This is a genomic window from Candidatus Nitrospira salsa, from assembly GCF_965152625.1.
The window spans coordinates 278,205-295,975 of the sequence record NZ_CBCUCO010000005.1 but is presented as its reverse complement, the minus strand read 5'-3'; the positions used below and the strand labels follow the sequence as shown (position 1 = coordinate 295,975).

The 17,771-nt window shown below is 46.3% G+C and carries 16 protein-coding genes; 9 read left to right on the top strand and 7 right to left on the bottom strand.

The features are described 5' to 3' along the window. Positions 1-66: 66 nt before the first annotated feature. Positions 67-483, top strand: a complete 417-nt coding sequence (locus ACWQXP_RS21860) for a hypothetical protein (RefSeq protein WP_454065006.1) — start codon at positions 67-69, stop codon at positions 481-483. A 412-nt stretch (positions 484-895) separates the two neighbouring features. Here the strand turns inward: ACWQXP_RS21860 and ACWQXP_RS21855 are convergent, their stop codons facing one another. Next, positions 896-1,576: a hypothetical protein gene (locus ACWQXP_RS21855; protein ID WP_454065005.1), complete on the bottom strand. Its 681-nt coding sequence runs from the start codon at positions 1,574-1,576 to the stop codon at positions 896-898. A gap of 818 nt (positions 1,577-2,394) precedes the next feature. Between ACWQXP_RS21855 and ACWQXP_RS21850 the strand changes: the two genes are divergently transcribed. Both ACWQXP_RS21850 and ACWQXP_RS21845 read left to right on the top strand, forming a co-directional pair. Then, a complete protein-coding gene (locus ACWQXP_RS21850) occupies positions 2,395-3,654 on the top strand; it encodes a hypothetical protein (RefSeq protein WP_454065004.1) in 1,260 nt (419 codons plus the stop codon). 713 nt (positions 3,655-4,367) lie between these two features. Beyond that, complete coding sequence (locus ACWQXP_RS21845; RefSeq protein ID WP_454065003.1) at positions 4,368-4,925, top strand: hypothetical protein; 558 nt, start codon at positions 4,368-4,370, stop codon at positions 4,923-4,925. 617 nt (positions 4,926-5,542) lie between these two features. Here ACWQXP_RS21845 and ACWQXP_RS21840 read toward each other — a convergent pair. Next, the gene (locus ACWQXP_RS21840; protein WP_454065002.1) at positions 5,543-6,769 is read right to left on the bottom strand and encodes a hypothetical protein; all 1,227 of its coding nucleotides are present in this window, start codon (positions 6,767-6,769) and stop codon (positions 5,543-5,545) included. Between the two features lie 610 nt (positions 6,770-7,379). Here ACWQXP_RS21840 and ACWQXP_RS21835 point away from each other — a divergent pair. Both ACWQXP_RS21835 and ACWQXP_RS21830 read left to right on the top strand, forming a co-directional pair. Further along, the gene (locus ACWQXP_RS21835) at positions 7,380-7,658 is read left to right on the top strand and encodes a type II toxin-antitoxin system RelE/ParE family toxin (RefSeq protein WP_454065001.1); all 279 of its coding nucleotides are present in this window, start codon (positions 7,380-7,382) and stop codon (positions 7,656-7,658) included. Between the two features lie 27 nt (positions 7,659-7,685). Next, a complete protein-coding gene (locus ACWQXP_RS21830; protein ID WP_454065000.1) occupies positions 7,686-7,994 on the top strand; it encodes a HigA family addiction module antitoxin in 309 nt (102 codons plus the stop codon). Positions 7,995-8,435: 441 nt separating this feature from the next. Here the strand turns inward: ACWQXP_RS21830 and ACWQXP_RS21825 are convergent, their stop codons facing one another. Together ACWQXP_RS21825 and ACWQXP_RS21820 are read right to left on the bottom strand one after the other, a co-directional pair. Beyond that, entirely contained in the window at positions 8,436-8,756 is a 321-nt protein-coding gene (locus tag ACWQXP_RS21825; protein ID WP_454064999.1) for a hypothetical protein, read from the bottom strand. A 213-nt stretch (positions 8,757-8,969) separates the two neighbouring features. Continuing rightward, positions 8,970-9,797, bottom strand: coding sequence for an SPFH domain-containing protein (locus ACWQXP_RS21820; protein ID WP_454064998.1), 828 nt, complete (start codon positions 9,795-9,797; stop codon positions 8,970-8,972). A gap of 568 nt (positions 9,798-10,365) precedes the next feature. Between ACWQXP_RS21820 and ACWQXP_RS21815 the strand changes: the two genes are divergently transcribed. After that, positions 10,366-10,635, top strand: coding sequence for a hypothetical protein (locus ACWQXP_RS21815; protein ID WP_454064997.1), 270 nt, complete (start codon positions 10,366-10,368; stop codon positions 10,633-10,635). Between the two features lie 72 nt (positions 10,636-10,707). Here ACWQXP_RS21815 and ACWQXP_RS21810 read toward each other — a convergent pair whose 3' ends face one another. Beyond that, positions 10,708-11,103, bottom strand: coding sequence for a PIN domain-containing protein (locus tag ACWQXP_RS21810; protein ID WP_454064996.1), 396 nt, complete (start codon positions 11,101-11,103; stop codon positions 10,708-10,710). Next, the gene (locus ACWQXP_RS21805) at positions 11,103-11,333 is read right to left on the bottom strand and encodes a CopG family transcriptional regulator (protein ID WP_454064995.1); all 231 of its coding nucleotides are present in this window, start codon (positions 11,331-11,333) and stop codon (positions 11,103-11,105) included. Before ACWQXP_RS21805 ends, ACWQXP_RS21810 begins: the two co-directional genes overlap by 1 nt. 533 nt (positions 11,334-11,866) lie before the next feature. Here ACWQXP_RS21805 and ACWQXP_RS21800 point away from each other — a divergent pair. The 3 genes from ACWQXP_RS21800 to ACWQXP_RS21790 all read left to right on the top strand — a co-directional run bounded on the left by ACWQXP_RS21800 (position 11,867) and on the right by ACWQXP_RS21790 (position 15,389). Continuing rightward, a complete protein-coding gene (locus ACWQXP_RS21800; RefSeq protein WP_454064994.1) occupies positions 11,867-12,535 on the top strand; it encodes a transposase in 669 nt (222 codons plus the stop codon). Between the two features lie 210 nt (positions 12,536-12,745). Continuing rightward, positions 12,746-13,714, top strand: coding sequence for a DUF808 domain-containing protein (locus ACWQXP_RS21795; protein WP_454064993.1), 969 nt, complete (start codon positions 12,746-12,748; stop codon positions 13,712-13,714). Between the two features lie 475 nt (positions 13,715-14,189). Then, entirely contained in the window at positions 14,190-15,389 is a 1,200-nt protein-coding gene (locus ACWQXP_RS21790; protein WP_454064992.1) for a HAMP domain-containing protein, read from the top strand. 124 nt (positions 15,390-15,513) lie between these two features. Here ACWQXP_RS21790 and ACWQXP_RS21785 read toward each other — a convergent pair whose 3' ends face one another. Beyond that, complete coding sequence (locus tag ACWQXP_RS21785; RefSeq protein ID WP_454064991.1) at positions 15,514-17,112, bottom strand: SulP family inorganic anion transporter; 1,599 nt, start codon at positions 17,110-17,112, stop codon at positions 15,514-15,516. Positions 17,113-17,771: the final 659 nt, after the last annotated feature.

Genomic DNA, 17,771 nt, shown 5'->3' with positions numbered 1-17,771 from the left:
AAACGAAAAAGATTATCTATAGTATTTATAGAGCATTAAAAAATATCTTAAGTAGGAGGAGCGCTTATGAAAAAGAAACAGGCCTTGAAAGGTATCGTGGGTGTTCTAGTCATTGTTGGACTAGCAAGTCTCTTAGGGTTTGGACTGGCAAAAACTCCCGAAACGCCTCTTACCCCTTCCTCCGAGCAGATCGAAAACGAGTGGTCTGCAGAAGAGCATCTGATAGCGGCTAACCTTTTTGAAGAAACAGCGGTACGTCTCGAAGCCAAAGTGGACCACTTGGAGCAACGAATAGCGAGGTTCACGAAAAAACCCTATTTGGATCCGAAAGGGTTTAAGCGACAAGGATGGAAATTACTTAAGGGGTCTCACCGCGCCGAACTTAAGGAGCTACGAGAGCAAATCGTTTGGCATTACGAGCAGGCCAAACAGCTTAACGCGATGTCTGTCCCTAAAGGGAAGGGAGAAAATGGGAAATCGTAATGAATGCGGTTAAGTTCATTCCTCTGATCCACGAGGCTTCTTCGACTGGTATGTTTTAGTTCTCGATACAACAACGGCGAATTAGGGCAACCTGACCGTTTGTAGACGAATGACCCAGTCGATGGGTACGCGTTCATATACGTTTCGTGATGAAACTTACCCATTCTACATTGCCAAATGTTTGCCTGATATCCTGTAAAACATGTGCAATACAACCGGAGGCATCTTATTGTATGCTTCCCGTTCAAGCGAACAGTTTGTAGGTAGAGTCTTCCGGTTTCTGACGTTGACTGGTCTATTCCCGATTTGGTGGACATATCTGAGCACTTACTAGGCGAGGAGGCGTGACATGGAGAATTGCAGAAAATATTGCTACAAATTGGGGAGACCTTTTTTGATCCAACTCCCATTTCTAGGATGATCGGGAATGTGTGACCAAACAGTCTCTACGACATATGACATATGCCGTGAAGACCAAGAGTGAGATGAAGAACACGGTGCGAATGCGTCCGAATCCAAAGCATGCGAAGTTGCTCGTAGCATTGAGAAAGCCGAAGCCGGCATAAACCAAGAAGACAAACAGGGCCCAACGACGGAGTGTGAGAAAGCCGTACCCAATGGCGATATGAAGCGCTGGGGATTGAGCTTTGACCAGGAGACCGGGGATGCCAGTAGGTTTAGTGCAAAATACGGTCAGGAGATAGTCAGGGTTCGCTAAAATAATGTACAAGTCTGTGAATGCAGTGAGTAGAAATAACCCGCCAAGATATCGTATGTCGTGAGCGCGTTTCCAGGCAAGGTGTAGCGTGGCCCATTGGCCTTGTGGAGTTGGGAGGTACGCTTGATAGGCTTGAAGGCACCACCAAGGCAAAATAATTAACATGCCAAAGAACCAGCCCGCTCCCGGTCCTCCGACAGCACCGAGAACCCAAGTGCAGACTCCGAGCAGGCCTCCCACCATCAGCACCCAGATCATATGAATGGGATAGCCTCGGACCAAGTGCCCAAGTCCTGGAAGGATAGCCGAGAGGATTCCCCCAAGCGGAGACGTGCTCGATTGATCGGATGTAGAAAAATTCGATTCAGATCCCATGGGAAAGGATAGAGGTGGAGTTAGCTGAAGGGCAAGCCGAGCAGAAGGGCTCGATAGGTTGCCATCGAAAAACCTCGGCCTGCTAATGACCAGGTTTCAACGCCTCATTATTGACATAGCTGATAAACAACGCAGCACGATTTTTAGAAACAGGATTCAAATAAGGTTGTGGTAAATGGAGTCGGATGAAAGAAGATGCCATCCTGTTCTTTTTCACAGACTAACTGTGCGAACAGCATTTTCGTTCTTGAAACAACTTCTTCTTCAACGACTTCAGACGTATCGCACCCCCACATGTGGCAGCCCGATTTCGATAAGCCGTCGACTCTTAAGATCGTTTCTACCTAAGCGGGTTCGTGTTGAATATCTGTGATTTAAGGGTAACGTCCCCTTTTAGAACCTTTTCTTTCCAAACTATATAGACAACGTGAGAAGAGCATGAGATGACAGAAAAAGGAGAATGTCCCCTTTATTCTCATCAGCGGTTGCGGTTGCATCAGCCAGTTTCTCAGACCTCTCGCGCCTCTATCGGAGGCCTCTGCTATCATGTGTTCACTCGCGACATGCCGTTTGGACAGAGGAGGAGGGACACAACGGGCAGCTAAGCGGGAGGGGCTTGAGGCGAGCCTGAGTCCTAGTGGTCGACCTCGGCAGGTCTCATCAAGACGCCAATATGCTGTTCAAAAAGGAGAATGCCCTCTTTTTCTGCCAATGAAAAGTTATTCAACTATAGTATATACTTTCCGTCGACTAAGCATAATGAGAGCTTGCCCTGGACCGCCCGCTTAGTAAATACAATACAGCAGTAGAGCGATTCGATGAGAAATTATATTGTCATTCTCAGTCTAATGATGGGCTTGAATGTAGTACCTGTTCTGCATGCTACGCAAGACAATGGAGCCGCAGATACAAAGAAGGTTGTAAGGGGCACCTTATCAGCGGAAGGTGTGCCTTATGATGTAGAGATCAAGCTGTTTGAGTATCCTCCCGGATTCGGAAAAATGCATTCTCATTGGAACAGCCTGGGAATGGGACAGGATGGAAATCTTTATGTCGGAGTCGGGGACCACCGTCTTGATTCACATTTGTATAGATATGACCCGCGCACAGAAGTGATTACGGATCTTGGCAGTGTCAAAGAAGCGCTCAAAGGGAAGCCCCACAGCCAGGACCAGGGTAAGATCCACGTGCCGCCTTATCAGGCCAAAGATGGAGCGGTCTTTTTTGCAACGCATTTCGGCTACACATATGATTCAACAGGGCATATGTTTAAATATACAGAAGAGAAGGGAATCGAGGATCTTGGTGCGATGATTGAGCAGGAAACCTATTATATGATGATAGGGGATGACAAACGGGAAAAGCTCTATCTGACGACCGTAGATAAATCTCATTTTGTGATTAGGGACCTCAAGACCGGCAAGTGGGAGGACAAGGGGGTCTTTACCCATAAGCCCCCTTTCAGGGGTGTGCTGGATGAAGCAGGGAACGTGTATATGTACAGTTACAATGGAAAGAAAATAGGTTTCAAAAATCGAATGAGTATTACCCGCTATGATGTGGAAAAGGGAACGCTGGACACCATCGGAGTAGAAAAAAACTCCCTCTGGGCTGGTGTCGTGACGCTAGACAAAAAGGTGGCATATGTTCAGAGTTACATGACAGGGCATATGTACAGTTTTAAATTCGCGAACTGGCCGAATTTGAAGCCCGTTGATCTGGGACTGATCGATCCGGAAGGACGGTGGGTCTATGCCCATAATTTTACAGCAACGCTAGACAACAAGTTGCTGGTTCTTGCGGGAAAACAGGGTAGTCACAAAAAAAAAGCAGGAGCCATGCATGGGATCTGGGGATATGAGCCTGAGACTCGAAAGAAATATATGATTGCTGATATCACGGAAATCTTGTCCAATTCAATGGAAAAAGATATGAGCAGGCACGAAGTCTACTGGTCCAATAACGATACCAAAGATAAAGACGGTTGGATTTATATCGGAGTCCACTCAGGCGGCGATGTCGATCAGAATCCCAAGACCGAAATCCGTTTGATGGCAATCCGAGTCAGGGCTAAATGATCCGAAAGGGTTTGTTCCAATATATGAGGTCATATATGGGGTCAAATTTAGTTTTATAAGTCAAACACTCGAAAACGAGAAAAATGTGAGAGGGACAAGTCTATTATTGAGTAATCTATAAGAGCTTGACTTTCAACCTTATGACAGGAATTTTCCTTGTCTTAAGAAGAATACAGAATCTAGTTTATTAATCAAGAAGAATAAATGATGTCAACAGATAAGGTCGCAGAAAAGAAAATGAAATCAACTAAAACTGCTAAAAAAAGGAAGGTAGTGTTGGGTTTCAGATGGACGATTTATTGGCATAAGAGATAAAAGGATTCGGAGATGATGGGCACGGGTCTTCGGTCATTGGTTTTGCCCTTTTATATTAGTTTTTAGTGATGCTCCCAGAAAGTTTGCTTTCATCCCACGGTGCTTACCCCAACCACAATCCCCCCTTTCTACTGGAAAACGTGTTCTCAAGAATCTCATGGATACAAGATGATCTTTCGCATGTTGGGACTATTCACCGAATCTTGATGTCGGTTTTGACTCGTTCAGTTCGTTTGATGGGCAGGACCTGTTCAGGGAATCATCAACCGCTTTTTCAAGAGTACGTGAATACACCCGATGGAAATATAAAAGGCCTTTTTGAAACACGAGAATGTTAAAGAGTCTGCACTGAAGAATGGTGAGGCAAATCTTGCCCTCAGTTGGGGGAGGGGGAGCAAATGAACAAAACCACAGAATGGGTACCCAAACGCATACATCAAGAATCTGAAGAATTCCTTGAGTCTGGAGTTCTTCTGGCTGACCCGGGTGAAAACACCATCAAGGTCGGTCAAAAGATAAACGGGCCTACATGGCTGCTCTTCATCCTGGTGCTTCTTCTGCTGCTTGGGATACCGCTTGGCTATCAGACCGGCATGTTCGAAACCCTCGGGTACGAATCCAAGTCCATAAAAGGCGGCGGGTTCACCAACAACCAGTCAGGAACTTCGTTAGGTATAAAAACCATGTACTTTTTTAAGGGGCAGACGGTCTTTGTGGACTATGAAGCAGAAGTCAAGGCCGGATCTTTATGGATCAGGTTTTACAGCCTCACATCCATGTTGGACGCAGACACCTGGCTTCGGCATAAGGTGGAGTCTACAGCAAAAGGCACAGCCACCTTCGCGGTGGAGGAAAGCGGATGGTACCGATTGGACTGGGACGGCACCGTGCTGGGAAAAAGTCCGGCAGGGTCAGGCTACGACATTGACTACACCCTCACCTGGGGCATGCGGTAACTATGGTGTATCTCATGACTATCACAATGAAAAGCATTGGATAAAGGGTTCTGATACCTGTTAGGTCCTGATAGTCGCCAACCGGAAAACGGGACATTCTCCTATTTTAGAGATGGAAATCGCGGCCAATTGAAAAAGCGTTAATCGAGGCTCACCAATTGGTCGACAAGTTTGGAAACAACGGACGGCGAGCAATTGAGCCTTGAGTTCAGCATGGATCCGTATGGGCAGGCCCCGTAAGAGATCATCGAGGTGCATGGAGCAATAACAAAAAGGAGAATGACTCCTATTCCTCTTGGGACGTTACGGTTCTCGGTACAACTGATGAGTACAGCGTTTTTGATCTGGTATGTGAAGTAGGCCAAGCGCAAGGGTTGGATCAGCTAGAAAACGACGGAGCCGAACTCAGGCACTGCAGGATTCAAGACCTGCTCTTTTCCCATATTTTATATAATGGCTAAAAAAGGAGAATGACCCCTTTTCTTCCCCTTTTCCTGAACGTGTGTAAGCTTCCCCTGATCGAGGACAAGTCAAACTTAGGGATTTCTAGTTGGGGCCACCTCAGCCTGACACTGTAATTAGCTCACGCTAACGATCTTAATGCGCAGATAACTGGGTTATTCTGGTTCGGAAAACTTCTTCCCATTTAACCAGACTCCCAAGGTTAAGATGAAGAAAGATGATACGATACCGACAACACTACTCATTGTACTCATGAGTCTTAGGAAGGTATAAAGAAAATCATTTTCGGGAAGCATTCTGGCTTGAAAAAGAGTAAAGAATATGGTCAGTAATGAACCTGTTGCAATACAGAAAGGTATGATCCATATCCATAGCCGGCGGAAATATTTGGCGATTAGAACCCATCCGATCACTAACGTTAATTGAACAATAATTGTGGTGACCACATGAGAGATTGTGTTCAGGTCTCCAGGGGCATGAAAATTCGAATTTTGCCAGGCCCAACCGAGTCCCAAGCCAAAGAGAAAAAGCAACGTGGCAATTATATAGCGTGTGTACATCGTATATTGTCCGATAATGGTATACGAAGAAAGGTCCTGGCTAGGCCTAATTACACTCAAAATGTGTTGAAGTTGATCAGAAACAGCCGTCACGGTCCGATCCATCTCAGTAAACCACCATTTTTTCTTTGAGGTGCTCTGGCCGAAAATCGGATCTCCGTTTTCCTTAAAACCGATAATATGAATGGTCTCCTGAAAATCCGGAAGGTGAATTGGAAAGCGTTTCTCTATCATTGTCTTGAATTCTTCGTAAATCATCTTTTCTTTTTTAGCTCTTCCTTTTTTCGTTAGAGCATCCGTAGGGCGTGGTGGTAAATAGAGAAGTAGAGCTGTATGGTTGACATTGTTTTTCACCGCTTCAATTTCCCATTCAATACCGGCGGATTCACCAACGGTTAGTACAACCAGACTCGACTTGCCTAATAGCTCTTCTACTTTCCTCTGCCAGTTCTGGTGTTCCACAAAAACTCGATAGGCCCCATGAGGGTAGGCGCCTATCCGCGATATCCAATTAGGCTCTCCTATTGATACCAATGGCCCGATGGCATTAAGTACAAGCAGAAATTCTTCGCTCGTCCCTTGAATGTTGACCGTACTTTCACCTATTGAAATAACGTCATAGGTTCTTGACTGATCTTCGTTGAAAGGACGGAGAAACAGTACTGGCGAGCGTTTGTCAATTTTCGTCACTTGAGCAAATGTGGGGACTAAAAAACAACTGGAAATAATGACCATGAATATACACAGAATAAATCCACCAATGGTCAGCCAAAAGTAAGTCATTGAACTTGCTTTTGGTGAAAATAACCCGACAAACATCATTCCGCAGAGAACACACCCAATCACACTGATCAGGTAGATGGTGTAACCAATGAGCGTTCTCGTATCTGCAGACATCTAATTGTTTAAGATTAATATTCTGACATGTTAATTAGGGTGAGGTCTTGTAACTTATGCTTATGGGGTCAAATCTAGTTTTATAAGTCAAACACTCGAAAGCGAGAAAAATGTGAGAGGGACAAGTCTATTATTGAGTAATCTATAAGAGCTTGACTTTCAACCTTATGACAGGATTTTCCTTGTCTTAAGAAGAATACAGAATCTAGTTTATTAATCAAGAAGAATAAATGATGTCAACAGATAAGGTCGCAGAAAAGAAAATGAAATCAACTAAAACTGCTAAAAAAAGGAAGGTAGTGTTGGGTTTCAGATGGACGATTTATTGGCATAAGAGATAAAAGGATTCGGAGATGATGGGCACGGGTCTTCGATCATTGGTTTTGCCCTTTTATATTAGTTTTTAGTGATGCTCCCAGAAAGTTTGCTTTCACCCCACGGTGCTTACCCCAACCATTGTGGGTTCCTGAAATTTATTCGTAAGCTGATACATATTTATGATTTACGTAAATCATAAATATTGGTATCATAAATAATGATAAGAAGTTTTTCGGATCGTAAAACAGAGACATTCTTTGGTGGGGAACGAGTCGGTGAATTTTCTGGATGTAAGAAGGCTGCGGAAAGAAAGCTAGAGATTTTAGACAATGCTGAAGAGATAGCCGATTTGTTGGTTCCGCCGGGGAATCAACTAGAGAAACTGAGCGGAGATAGGAAGGGACAATACAGTGTTAGAATTAATAATCAATGGCGAATTTGTTTTGTGTGGAAAAAAGACGGCCCGCATGACGTGGAAATAACGGATTATCATTAGAGAGGGGGAAAGATGGTGAAGAACAATATGAGACCAATCCATCCAGGCGAGATACTTGAGGAAGAATTTTTAAAACCGCTAAAACATACCGGTCTGACTGCTACTTCATTGGCAAAGGCCATCGGCGTGCCGCCGAATCGCATCACGGCCATTCTCAAGGAGCAGCGGGGCATTACCGGGGATACGGCCGTGCGACTGAGTGAGTTTTTTGGGAATACGGCGAAGTTTTGGATGAATCTTCAAGCGTCCTATGATCTACGGATGGCTGAAAAGAACATGTCCAAACAGGTGATAAAGCACATTCATGAACAAAGAGACACCTTGGTGCCAGCATAAGGCGAAATTTACTGCACTCTCGCTTTGGAATATTAGGATCGTATTATTTGATGTCGGCTGATTGCAAGGTTATAGGTCGATCGATTGAACGATGAAGTGGGTAACGGTTCGAAAGTTGCCGTGGCGATATGGGGGAGGTTAAGAGAAGTACTGGTCATGTGGAAATTCTGTATGACCTGGATGACTCGGTAGAAGAAACGGGAGGCACGAACAGGTATTGGCAACTTCACATTGATCACTGGGGAGATCCTTCATGCCCCTCAGTTGGTCTGGTCTTTTTTGGATTATTCACCCTATAACTTCCCAGTCCGTAGCAGTTCTGGGGCATGAGTAAGGAAGTCTAGAACCTAGGGCTTTGATCTATTCGACACGAACTTCTGAACTGTAGATTGTTTGAATGACGATTACCCGGATGGACAAGGTTTTACCGTCGTTTCCAGGTCACGTGCATATTGATATGGCAGTTTGGAGGTGAATGGGGCAACGCTTTCGAGGTATCGCGTTGTCAATCAGGGCTTTGGCTGCCCGTTTTGCGATTTGCGCGGTTTTTGGACTTTGAGAGACTTGGACGGTCACGGTCGCACCTTCCAGTAATAGCGCTAATTCTTTGGCCAGTCCTTTGGGGTCTGAGGCTCCCGCTTGTTCGCACAGCTCTCGAATATTCCCTTTCACCAAATTTTTCCTTACATATGGAAAAAGGGGACATTCTCCTTTTTGGCGATAGGTGGGAAGCACTTTTCGCTTAAGAAGTTCAACAATCACAACATTCCTGACACATATTCCATTCAAACTATATAGACAACGTGAGAAGAGCATGGGATGACATAAGAAGGAGAATGTCCCCTTTTCTAGGGCTCGGACCACACTTTGGCTTTAGCAGGATGGGCAAAAAGCGTCTTGCTTTCGTGGTCTGTCATGGTCCGGACGAGCAAAATCGTTGCCGCTATACGCCATCAAAAAAACAGCCCTGCCTATTTACTGCCCTGCGAGTGCCGGTATGTTGATACCCCCGCGCTCAAGGCCCATGATGACGGTTAAGGCAGCCGGTGCATGTTGGACGATTTCCTTCTGCACCTCGATACGACGTAGGTCGACAAATTCTAATGCTGTTAAGCCGAGAGATTCTCGATAGGCCCGGTCGGCGATCCCACGTTGCCTTTCGGCATCCTCGCGGGCTTCCTCCGCTTTCTGAAACTCTCCCATCGTAATCTTGCGTTGTTCTTGAATGATGGTCTGCGTCGTCTGATCGACCACGCCTTTTGGAGGAAGAATGCTCCCGACGACAACGCGATTCAGCCGAACTGGGATACCCTGCTTCTCAATTAGTGTCGTTTGGATCTCTCGTGCAATGGCATTCTGCAACTTCGCTCTTATGGTCGGCTCGGTTGTCAGCTGAAAGAGCGGGTATTTTTGCACTTCTTCTCGTACAAAAGTTCTGAAGGCTTCTTTGACATTGTGCTGATACCAATCGGGCCCATACCTTGAAATCAGTTCAGGCGACCGCCCTTCGATGACATTGGCGATCAGAAAGGCATCGAAAGATACCGGGGCGTTCTCGGCTGAAATGATATCGAAATGTTCCGAGTATTGAACGGGTCGAATGTCCACAGGGATGACTTTCGTCGTCGGTGCGGCGATCACTCGACCAGTCTTGCTTGGAACAGGATCGACGCCGCCATGGCCGAAGAAGAACGGTTGCTCGACTAATACACCTTCATGTCCCGCGTCGATCGCGACGCACCCGACGCTCATGAGTCCAAAACCCATCATCAATCCTCCTATAAGTAAGATAGTCTTGGTCATATGTCCCTCCTTTTCATGAATCTTGAGTATGGCTCTCCAACGCTTCTTGAAATCCCTGCTGCGGTTCTTGTGTGGGGTGGAAGCACTAACCTTTCTACTGGTTTTTGTGGAGAACGCGCTCAAGACTCGGACCACCTTTTTGCCTTTTGCAGGATGGGCTAAAAGGCATCTTACTTTCATGTTCTGCCAAGGTCCGGACGAGCAAATAATCTTTGCCGTATTGCTCGCACTTGTGATCATATATCAACATCGCACCATCCTCCCTGGAAGAAGGTCCAACATATTCTTACATTTTAAACCTCTACGAAGAACATTTCCATTATGGGGGTGCAGGAGGGGGGGGGAGTTATTGCTCCTCGACGGGCCTGCAAGCCGAAGCGCCTCACAGCCGCAGATGTGAAGTTTTCTTGCTTTCCAGAAGCAAAGTACTGACTTGAACGCCTTATATCCGGTGCATTTCCCACTGCTTTATCGCATGGGTACTGACGCGAGGAGGTTCTCCTCATGCAGTGGTTTGACCAGATAATTTATCGAGCACCCCGAAAAAGAGGACATTATCCTTTTCTCGATGAGTAGGGGCCTGCCCCCATTACAGGAAGAACTGCTCCTCCAAGCCGAGCAGGGAAAAAGTCTCGCCCACATCACACAAAGGAAAACAGAAGCGCAAAAGGCATACGATAGGGCAATGGCGCAATTGGAAACCTTTGTTCCAAAGACAGCAGCGAAACCAGCGGTGAAAAAGGCACGAATCATTAAGCCGGCGAAGCTGGTACAGACCCCATACCTTGCAACAGAAAAAGAAGTGAAGCAGTTCCTAGCCGTTCTTGAAGAACAATGACGACAAGCCATCAAAAACAATGAACGCATTGAAATCCGATAACAAACCGTAGGGGCAAAAGATTTTTTGCCCTTACACGTACCAGTCTTCAACCTGCAATTTGTCGATACGTGTGAATTCTTTGATGTTGTGAGTGACCAATATGGCCTGATGGGCAAGTGCCGTCCCTGCGATTAACGTATCAATAGGGCCAATCGGACGACCCTTGCGCTCAAGTTGAGCGCGAATCATCGCTGAACTCCTGGCTTCTTTGACCGTGAAAGTCAAAACGGTAATGATCGACATCATCTCTTCAAGTTGCTTCAGTCTTTTGCGAGAAGCCTTGGATTTGGCAATGCCCACCTCCAACTCATAGACAACAACAGAAGGGATACCGATTTCTTTAGGTGGTATGCTTAAGAGTTTTTGGGAAACACTTTCACGACCCTTGAGGAAAAAAATGAGTGTGTTTGTATCAATCACATACATTAAAATTCCTCACGCACGGTATCAGTGCCTTGCGTGCTTCTTATTTCTTCCGCGCTGGGAAAGTCTGACCATGCCCCTGCAAGCTTCAAGACCGATTCAGGCCATTCGTCCGCGACCTTTTCCTTGATTAACGAAGCAATCCATTTACTTTGAGAGACATGCATGGCTTTTGCCGCCTGACGCATTTTTGCCTCAATCTCAGCTTCTAAATATATGGTGACCTGACCCATCTGACACCTCCATTGAATTTTTATATTATATGTGTAAGTATATGTGAGTAGCTGAAATATATCAATAGTGACAGAAAGAGCCAATCCCCATCGAATCGTCAGTGCGGCACGTTTTAAGCCGGAATCCAGTGAATGATTAATGGGATCAGGCCTTCGTTATGGCCTTATTCGACATGAGTGGCAGGAACTCTTTAAAAAGGGGTCATTCTCCTTTTCTCTATGAAGAAACTTAACGATCACACCATTCCCGACAACATTTCCAAACTCATTTGGTCAAAGTGAGAAGAGTACGGGATGACAGAAAAAGTAGTCAATTTGAATCAAGTCTGTTGTTGCAAGTTTCGTTTTTCATTCTCCACCTTTTATTATTGAAGGACTTCATAATCTCTCATTTCGCTCGAGGTCAGGTTTTCTCATCACACATATCTCGAGCCCTTCCCACATTCCTCATTATTCAAAATAGTTCAGTCCTTTTGAAAAAGGGGTCGGGAGTCTTTTATTGACTTTTTCTGGGCATCCAGTTACAAGCCGGTATGCCACGTCGTCCTCGTCTTGCCACGGGAGGGTTTGTCTATCATGTGCTCAACCGACGAGTTGGGCGCTTGCCTTTGTTTAAAACCCCTGCTGACTATACCGCCTTTGAGCAGGTGCTGCAGGAAACGGTGGAACGCACTAGCACTCGCCTAGCGGCGTATTGCCTAATGCCCAACCATTGGCACTTAGTATTCTGGCCCCGAGATGATGGAGAACTGTCCGATGTTTTGCGCTGGGTTACGGTGACGCACACGCAACGGTGGCATGCGCATCGGCACACGGCGGGGACCGGCCCGGTGTATCAAGGGCGATTCAAGTCCTTTCCTATCCAGGCGGACGAGCATTTTCTCACGGTTGTCAGATATGTCGAGCGGAATGCGCTTCGGGCCAACTTAGTCCGTCGGGCCGAAGAGTGGCAGTGGTCGAGCCTGTGGCGTCGACAACAACAAGGCTCCGCCGAGCCGTTTCTGAGTCGTTGGCCAGTCGATCATCCTCGTCAGTGGGTGGCTCAGGTTAATCAACCCGAGACGGCAGCGGAGCTAAAGGCATTGCGAACGAGTGTGCAGCGAGGGAGGCCCTTTGGGAGCGAACAGTGGGTGAAACGCACTGCGAAGCGATTAGGCCTGGACTCAACATTACGAGACCGTGGACGTCCTCGAGAGAAGTAATGACTCCCGACCCCTTTTCCACGTTCAGCGGGATCAGCAATTGCGGCGCGGATGGCTAAGGGGCCACTACTGTGCGGCTGTTGTGAGATTATGGCCTTCAGAGAGAGCTTACGATCAGTCTGTAATGGAGAAAAGTGCAGACATGTTTACGGGTCGATCGGTGGTCCAGTACTGCACATTTATCAAAGCCCAGAGGAATAACGAAGAAATATGAGCGGCTTACTCGCCCTGCTCGATGACGTTGCTGCAATTGTAAAGCTGGCAACCACTCAACTCGACGACATGGCATCACAGGCAGCTAAGGCCGGGAGCAAGACGGCAGGTGTTGTCATAGACGATGCAGCCGTCACTCCAAAGTATGTTACCGGGCTTCCAGCGGCTCGTGAAATCCCAATTGTTGCAAAGATCGCCCGTGGCTCGCTCTTCAATAAGCTCGTCATCCTTTTGCCAGCGCTACTGACGTTACATGTGTTTGCACCATGGATGATCGCTCCGCTTCTCATATTAGGTGGGGCATATTTGTGTTTTGAGGGTGCAGAGAAAACCTGGCATGCCCTCACACATCATAAAGACAAAGGCCCGCAACAAGCTGCAACCCTCGATGCGGCACATCTCGAAGAGCAGCGCGTAAAAGGTGCGATCAAGACAGACTTTATTCTGTCCTCTGAAATCATGACCATTGCGCTAGCGTCGATTAGTAATGGCAGTCTTTGGGTGATGGCAGGCGTGCTTGCGGTTGTCGCCGTCATGATTACGGTTCTGGTCTATGGGGCTGTCGCACTTCTCGTTAAAATTGATGATGTTGGTTTACGCCTCAGCGAGTCTAACGGAGTTGAGGTGGTGCGTGCTTTCGGACGGAGCCTAGTTACTTCGATGCCAACGGTCCTAAAAGTCATCTCGATTGTCGGGACGGCGGCCATGTTGTGGGTGGGAGGAAGTATTGTGGTCCACGGGCTACACGAAGTTGGTTGGTCTTGGCTCTACGACACAATTAAGGCCATTGCCGATGTCGGGTCAGGTAGCGCTGCATCGGGTCTTATGGTGTGGCTCATCACGGCCTTTGGGGATGCGGTGATTGGATTTTTATTCGGATTGTTCTTAATGCCCATGGTGAACGTTCTGCTCAAACCCTTTGACCTACTTTTTCCTGAAACAAAACCGAATAGCAGCAAGACGTAAATCGCCCCAAGCCCAGTTAAGCGCCCTCAAACGAGATTGAAACCGAAAGGGGGTCACCCATCTAGCAGGTTCCGGTCAAGTGGATTGAGGGACACTGATACGTTAATAAGTTTGGTGAGCACATCGAGGCGACCGGGGTGGATTTCGGGGGAGACTCACCGTAGTCATGTCAGGTCTTCGGCGACAACCCCAAAATATGCTGAAGCGGATCAATATAATTCCAGGGTTGATTCCTGACTAATACATTTTTCGAAATTTCAAATCATGTTGAGAATGGTTAAACGATGAATGACTAGACAGAGAGAGGGAAGCTATGCACCACTTTTCAATGCCTTGCAACTGGGTCGGGAGAAACGACAACTATTACTATAGTACAGACTTTACGTTTTGCTATGATAACAACTACACAATTTGATACATTCCTCCTCCTCGCTACAGCGTAGGAGTTGATGAAAAGTTAGATTCGGGGGTTGAGATGTTTAATTTTAGGGATATGACAATCGGGAAGCAAGTGGGCTTGGGTTTTGGGGTCATCACACTTATTTTAATGGGTGTGGTATTGCTCACCATTCAGCAAGTAAAAACTATGGAGATCATCACGAAGAGGGTTGTCGACCTTCGAACTCCCACGGCTCATGCCAGTCTTATGATGTTAAATGGTATCAACCATTCCCTGGCTTCGCTGCGTGGGTGGATTTTCCTGGGAGATCCAAAATACCAGACAGAACGAGCTCTTGCCTGGGCAGAACAAATCAACCCATCCCTGAAGCAGATGCATCAGCTTGCTCCCCACTGGACAGATCCGGAAAATAAGGCCCGGTTACAATCCATCGAAAAAGAAATCGTTGCTTTTAAGAAGACCCAACAGAAGATCGAAGATATCGCGCAAACCCCGGAAAATTCTCCTGCACAAAAAATTCTATTCGATCAAGCAGAACCTTTGGAAAAAATCATCGTGGCCATCGTGTCTAAAATGATCAAGCAGAATATGAAAGGCAAAATTACTTCCCAAAATCAGCGACTGGTAGAAATTCTCGCGACTATAGAAACGACAACCAGTCTGGCTTTGGAAAGAGCCGACGAGTTTCTGTTATCTGGTAAGCAAGAGTTTAAAAAGGAATCTCTGGAAAACTGGAGAAAAAGTGCTGCGTCTATGGACGCATTACAGGAAAATAAAAATAACTTTAGTAAAGAGCAGTTGAAGAGTTTTGAATCCCTGCAAGATGGACTCAAGCAGTTCGAGCCTTTACTGAAAGAAATTATCCGCATTCGGTCAGGAGAAGATTGGAACCGGGCTAATTATTTGGCGAAAACTGAGGCTGCTCCTTTAGCATTTCGAATCAAGGAACTCTTGAATGAAATGACTGCGCTTCAGGAGCAATTGCTGGAAAATGATGTTGAGGAGATTTCCAGCAGAACGCATTATTTAATTGTTCTTTTAGTGGCATTGTTTTTTACGGCGGCACTAATCAGCGGCGTGTTGGGGGCAAACATCACTCGCTCAATCAGCGAACCCATCCTTGATGTTTGCAAACTGGCAGATGAGCTGGCGCATGGAAATTACAAGGGGAAACGCCTCCCAGTTCATTCCCGAAATGAATTGGGCACCCTGAGCCAAAGCTTCAACCAACTGTTGGATCGATTGCAGAAAGAGAAGTCACACGAGAAAGACTGAGGTGTTGCAAAAAAATAAATGGCCGCATGCGCGCAAGGTATCACGTCTTTTGCAGTTGGAATTCCCCAAAACTCCCCTCCCACCGGGGGTCGCTTTATCACGCCTACACGCTACGATATGAGAATCACTCATCGAGTGATGTCATTCTGGCTCGCACTGACAACTCAAGACCGTTTTCTCTGAATTTCCGTATCCACTCGTCAATCTTAGACCTGACTCGACGGTCCACAAGTTTCGTTTCTGTCATATCCACGGTGACCCGCTTCCCTTCCAGAAAGAAACGATCAAGGTGTTTTCTTAGAGGAATCCATGAACTGAAAATGATGGAACCTCGTAAAAAAATCGTGACAGACTGATCTCTTTCATGAATGATCGTGGCATTCAATCTGAGGATGGAGCCCCCACGAATAAAATGCATGACAATGCTGACTCCAATTCCAATTGCTAATCCTTTTAAAAGATCAGTAGCGAGTACACCCAATATGGTAGAGACAAAAATAATGAACTGGTCTTTTCCCTCACGATAAACAGATACAAACTCATTGGGAGAAGCCAGACGAGATCCTGTGATGACCAATAACGCTGCCAAGGCAGCTAGAGGAATTTGATTAATAACCCCTGGAATCAATGCCACACATATCAGTAAAAACATTCCGTGGTAAAAATTGGCAAACCGGGTTCTTGCCCCATTATCAATGTTGGCTTTACTTCGAACAATTTCAGAAATCATGGGCAACCCACCAATGAAAGCCGACAGGGTGTTCGCTGTACCGGTGGCCAACAAGTCTCGATCCAGATTTGTTTTTCGATCCCACGGATCGATCCCATCAATAGCCTTGGCACTGAGAATGCCCTCCAAACTTCCAATGATCGCAAAAAGAACTGTATATTTAATTCCAGTCTCCGTGGTTATTCCTGAAAAATCCGGAAAGGTTATGGCATGTAGCAAATTCTCTGGAACATTGACTAAAAACTTTTCGCCTAGTTCGTAGGTTAGATGATTGAACGTATAAGACCCCTTCTCCCCAATTCCTAAAAATATGGCTATTGGAACAGTGATCATTAACATCAACATGGGTGCGGGAATGACCTTCAAATTGGGATTTTTTATATAGCTATAACCCACCACAATCGTAAGACCCATCATTCCAATTAACGCAACTTTCGGGTTCATATTCATGACAAAGGAAGGGATGCCAGCAAGTAACTCTAGAGGAGCCCCATTTGGATTTAATCCCATCAATACAGGGAATTGTTTCGCGATGATGATGACTCCAATGGAAGCCAGCAAACCGTGAATCGCCGCTTTCGGAAAAAGCTTTACAAGGATTCCTACGCGAAAAAGTCCGAGTATAATTTGGTATACGCCTGCCACAACCCCAACACCCAGCGCCAAACGATAGGCCTGAAAGTCCTTCGCCGGGTCCTCCCCGCCTGTAAAACCAAAATCCTGAACGCACCCCAATGCAATAACAATCAAACCAGCTGCAGGTCCTTTAATCGTCAGTTCTGAATTGCTCAGGAAGGTGGCAACGAGACCGCCAATAATGGCAGTAAAGATGCCCGCCACCGCGGGATATCCTGAAGCCAGAGAAATTCCTAGACACAGTGGCAAAGCAATAAGAAAAACTAAAAATCCAGAGAGGATATCGTTTCTGGCATGGGTTTTAAACCCGTCAAGATTCCCCTTGGGAATTTCAGTAGAATCGGCTGACATACTCATGGATATTGTTTCCTCTATCGGATGCTTTAAAACTAATCCGTAGTGGTCATGCTTGATCTTCCCCTGGAAGATCGGACACATTATATAATAATTCGAAACGAGATGTTGAATGAAGTGAACACGCAGTCATCACAGTCGGGAACTTCAGCAGGAAACGGTTGCGTTGGTGGTGGAACATGCCTGTAGTTGTGTGGTCGCTGGGCGAAGTTTAGGCGTAAGTGGCGTGTTGATTGGGCGGTGGAGGGGCGAACTGGAAGCCTATAAGGCAGAAACTTTCCCCAGACAAGAAAAACGCCTCATCGAACAACAATCATTCAAGATCGCACGGAACCGTTAGGTGATCTTTGAGTAGATTGAATACTTCTATGCCCGGCAGCGTCTCCATCAAACGCTCGGCTATTGCAGTCCCGAGGCGTCTGACTCTTAACTTGGTGTCTGTATTTTAGGACGACCTTATCCATGATTTTATTCATTATCAAAAAATAGGACCTGATCCAGATAAGAAAAAGGTCATGAAAAACCTGAATTTAGTGGAGAAACGACGGTCCCTACCGGTGATGGACAAGATTATTGGGTTGGTTCGGGAGCATCGAGAAAGCCTGTAGTTCTTCGCATAGCGGTAGGAGAGTCTTTCACTATCAAAGCTTTCATAGCGGCCA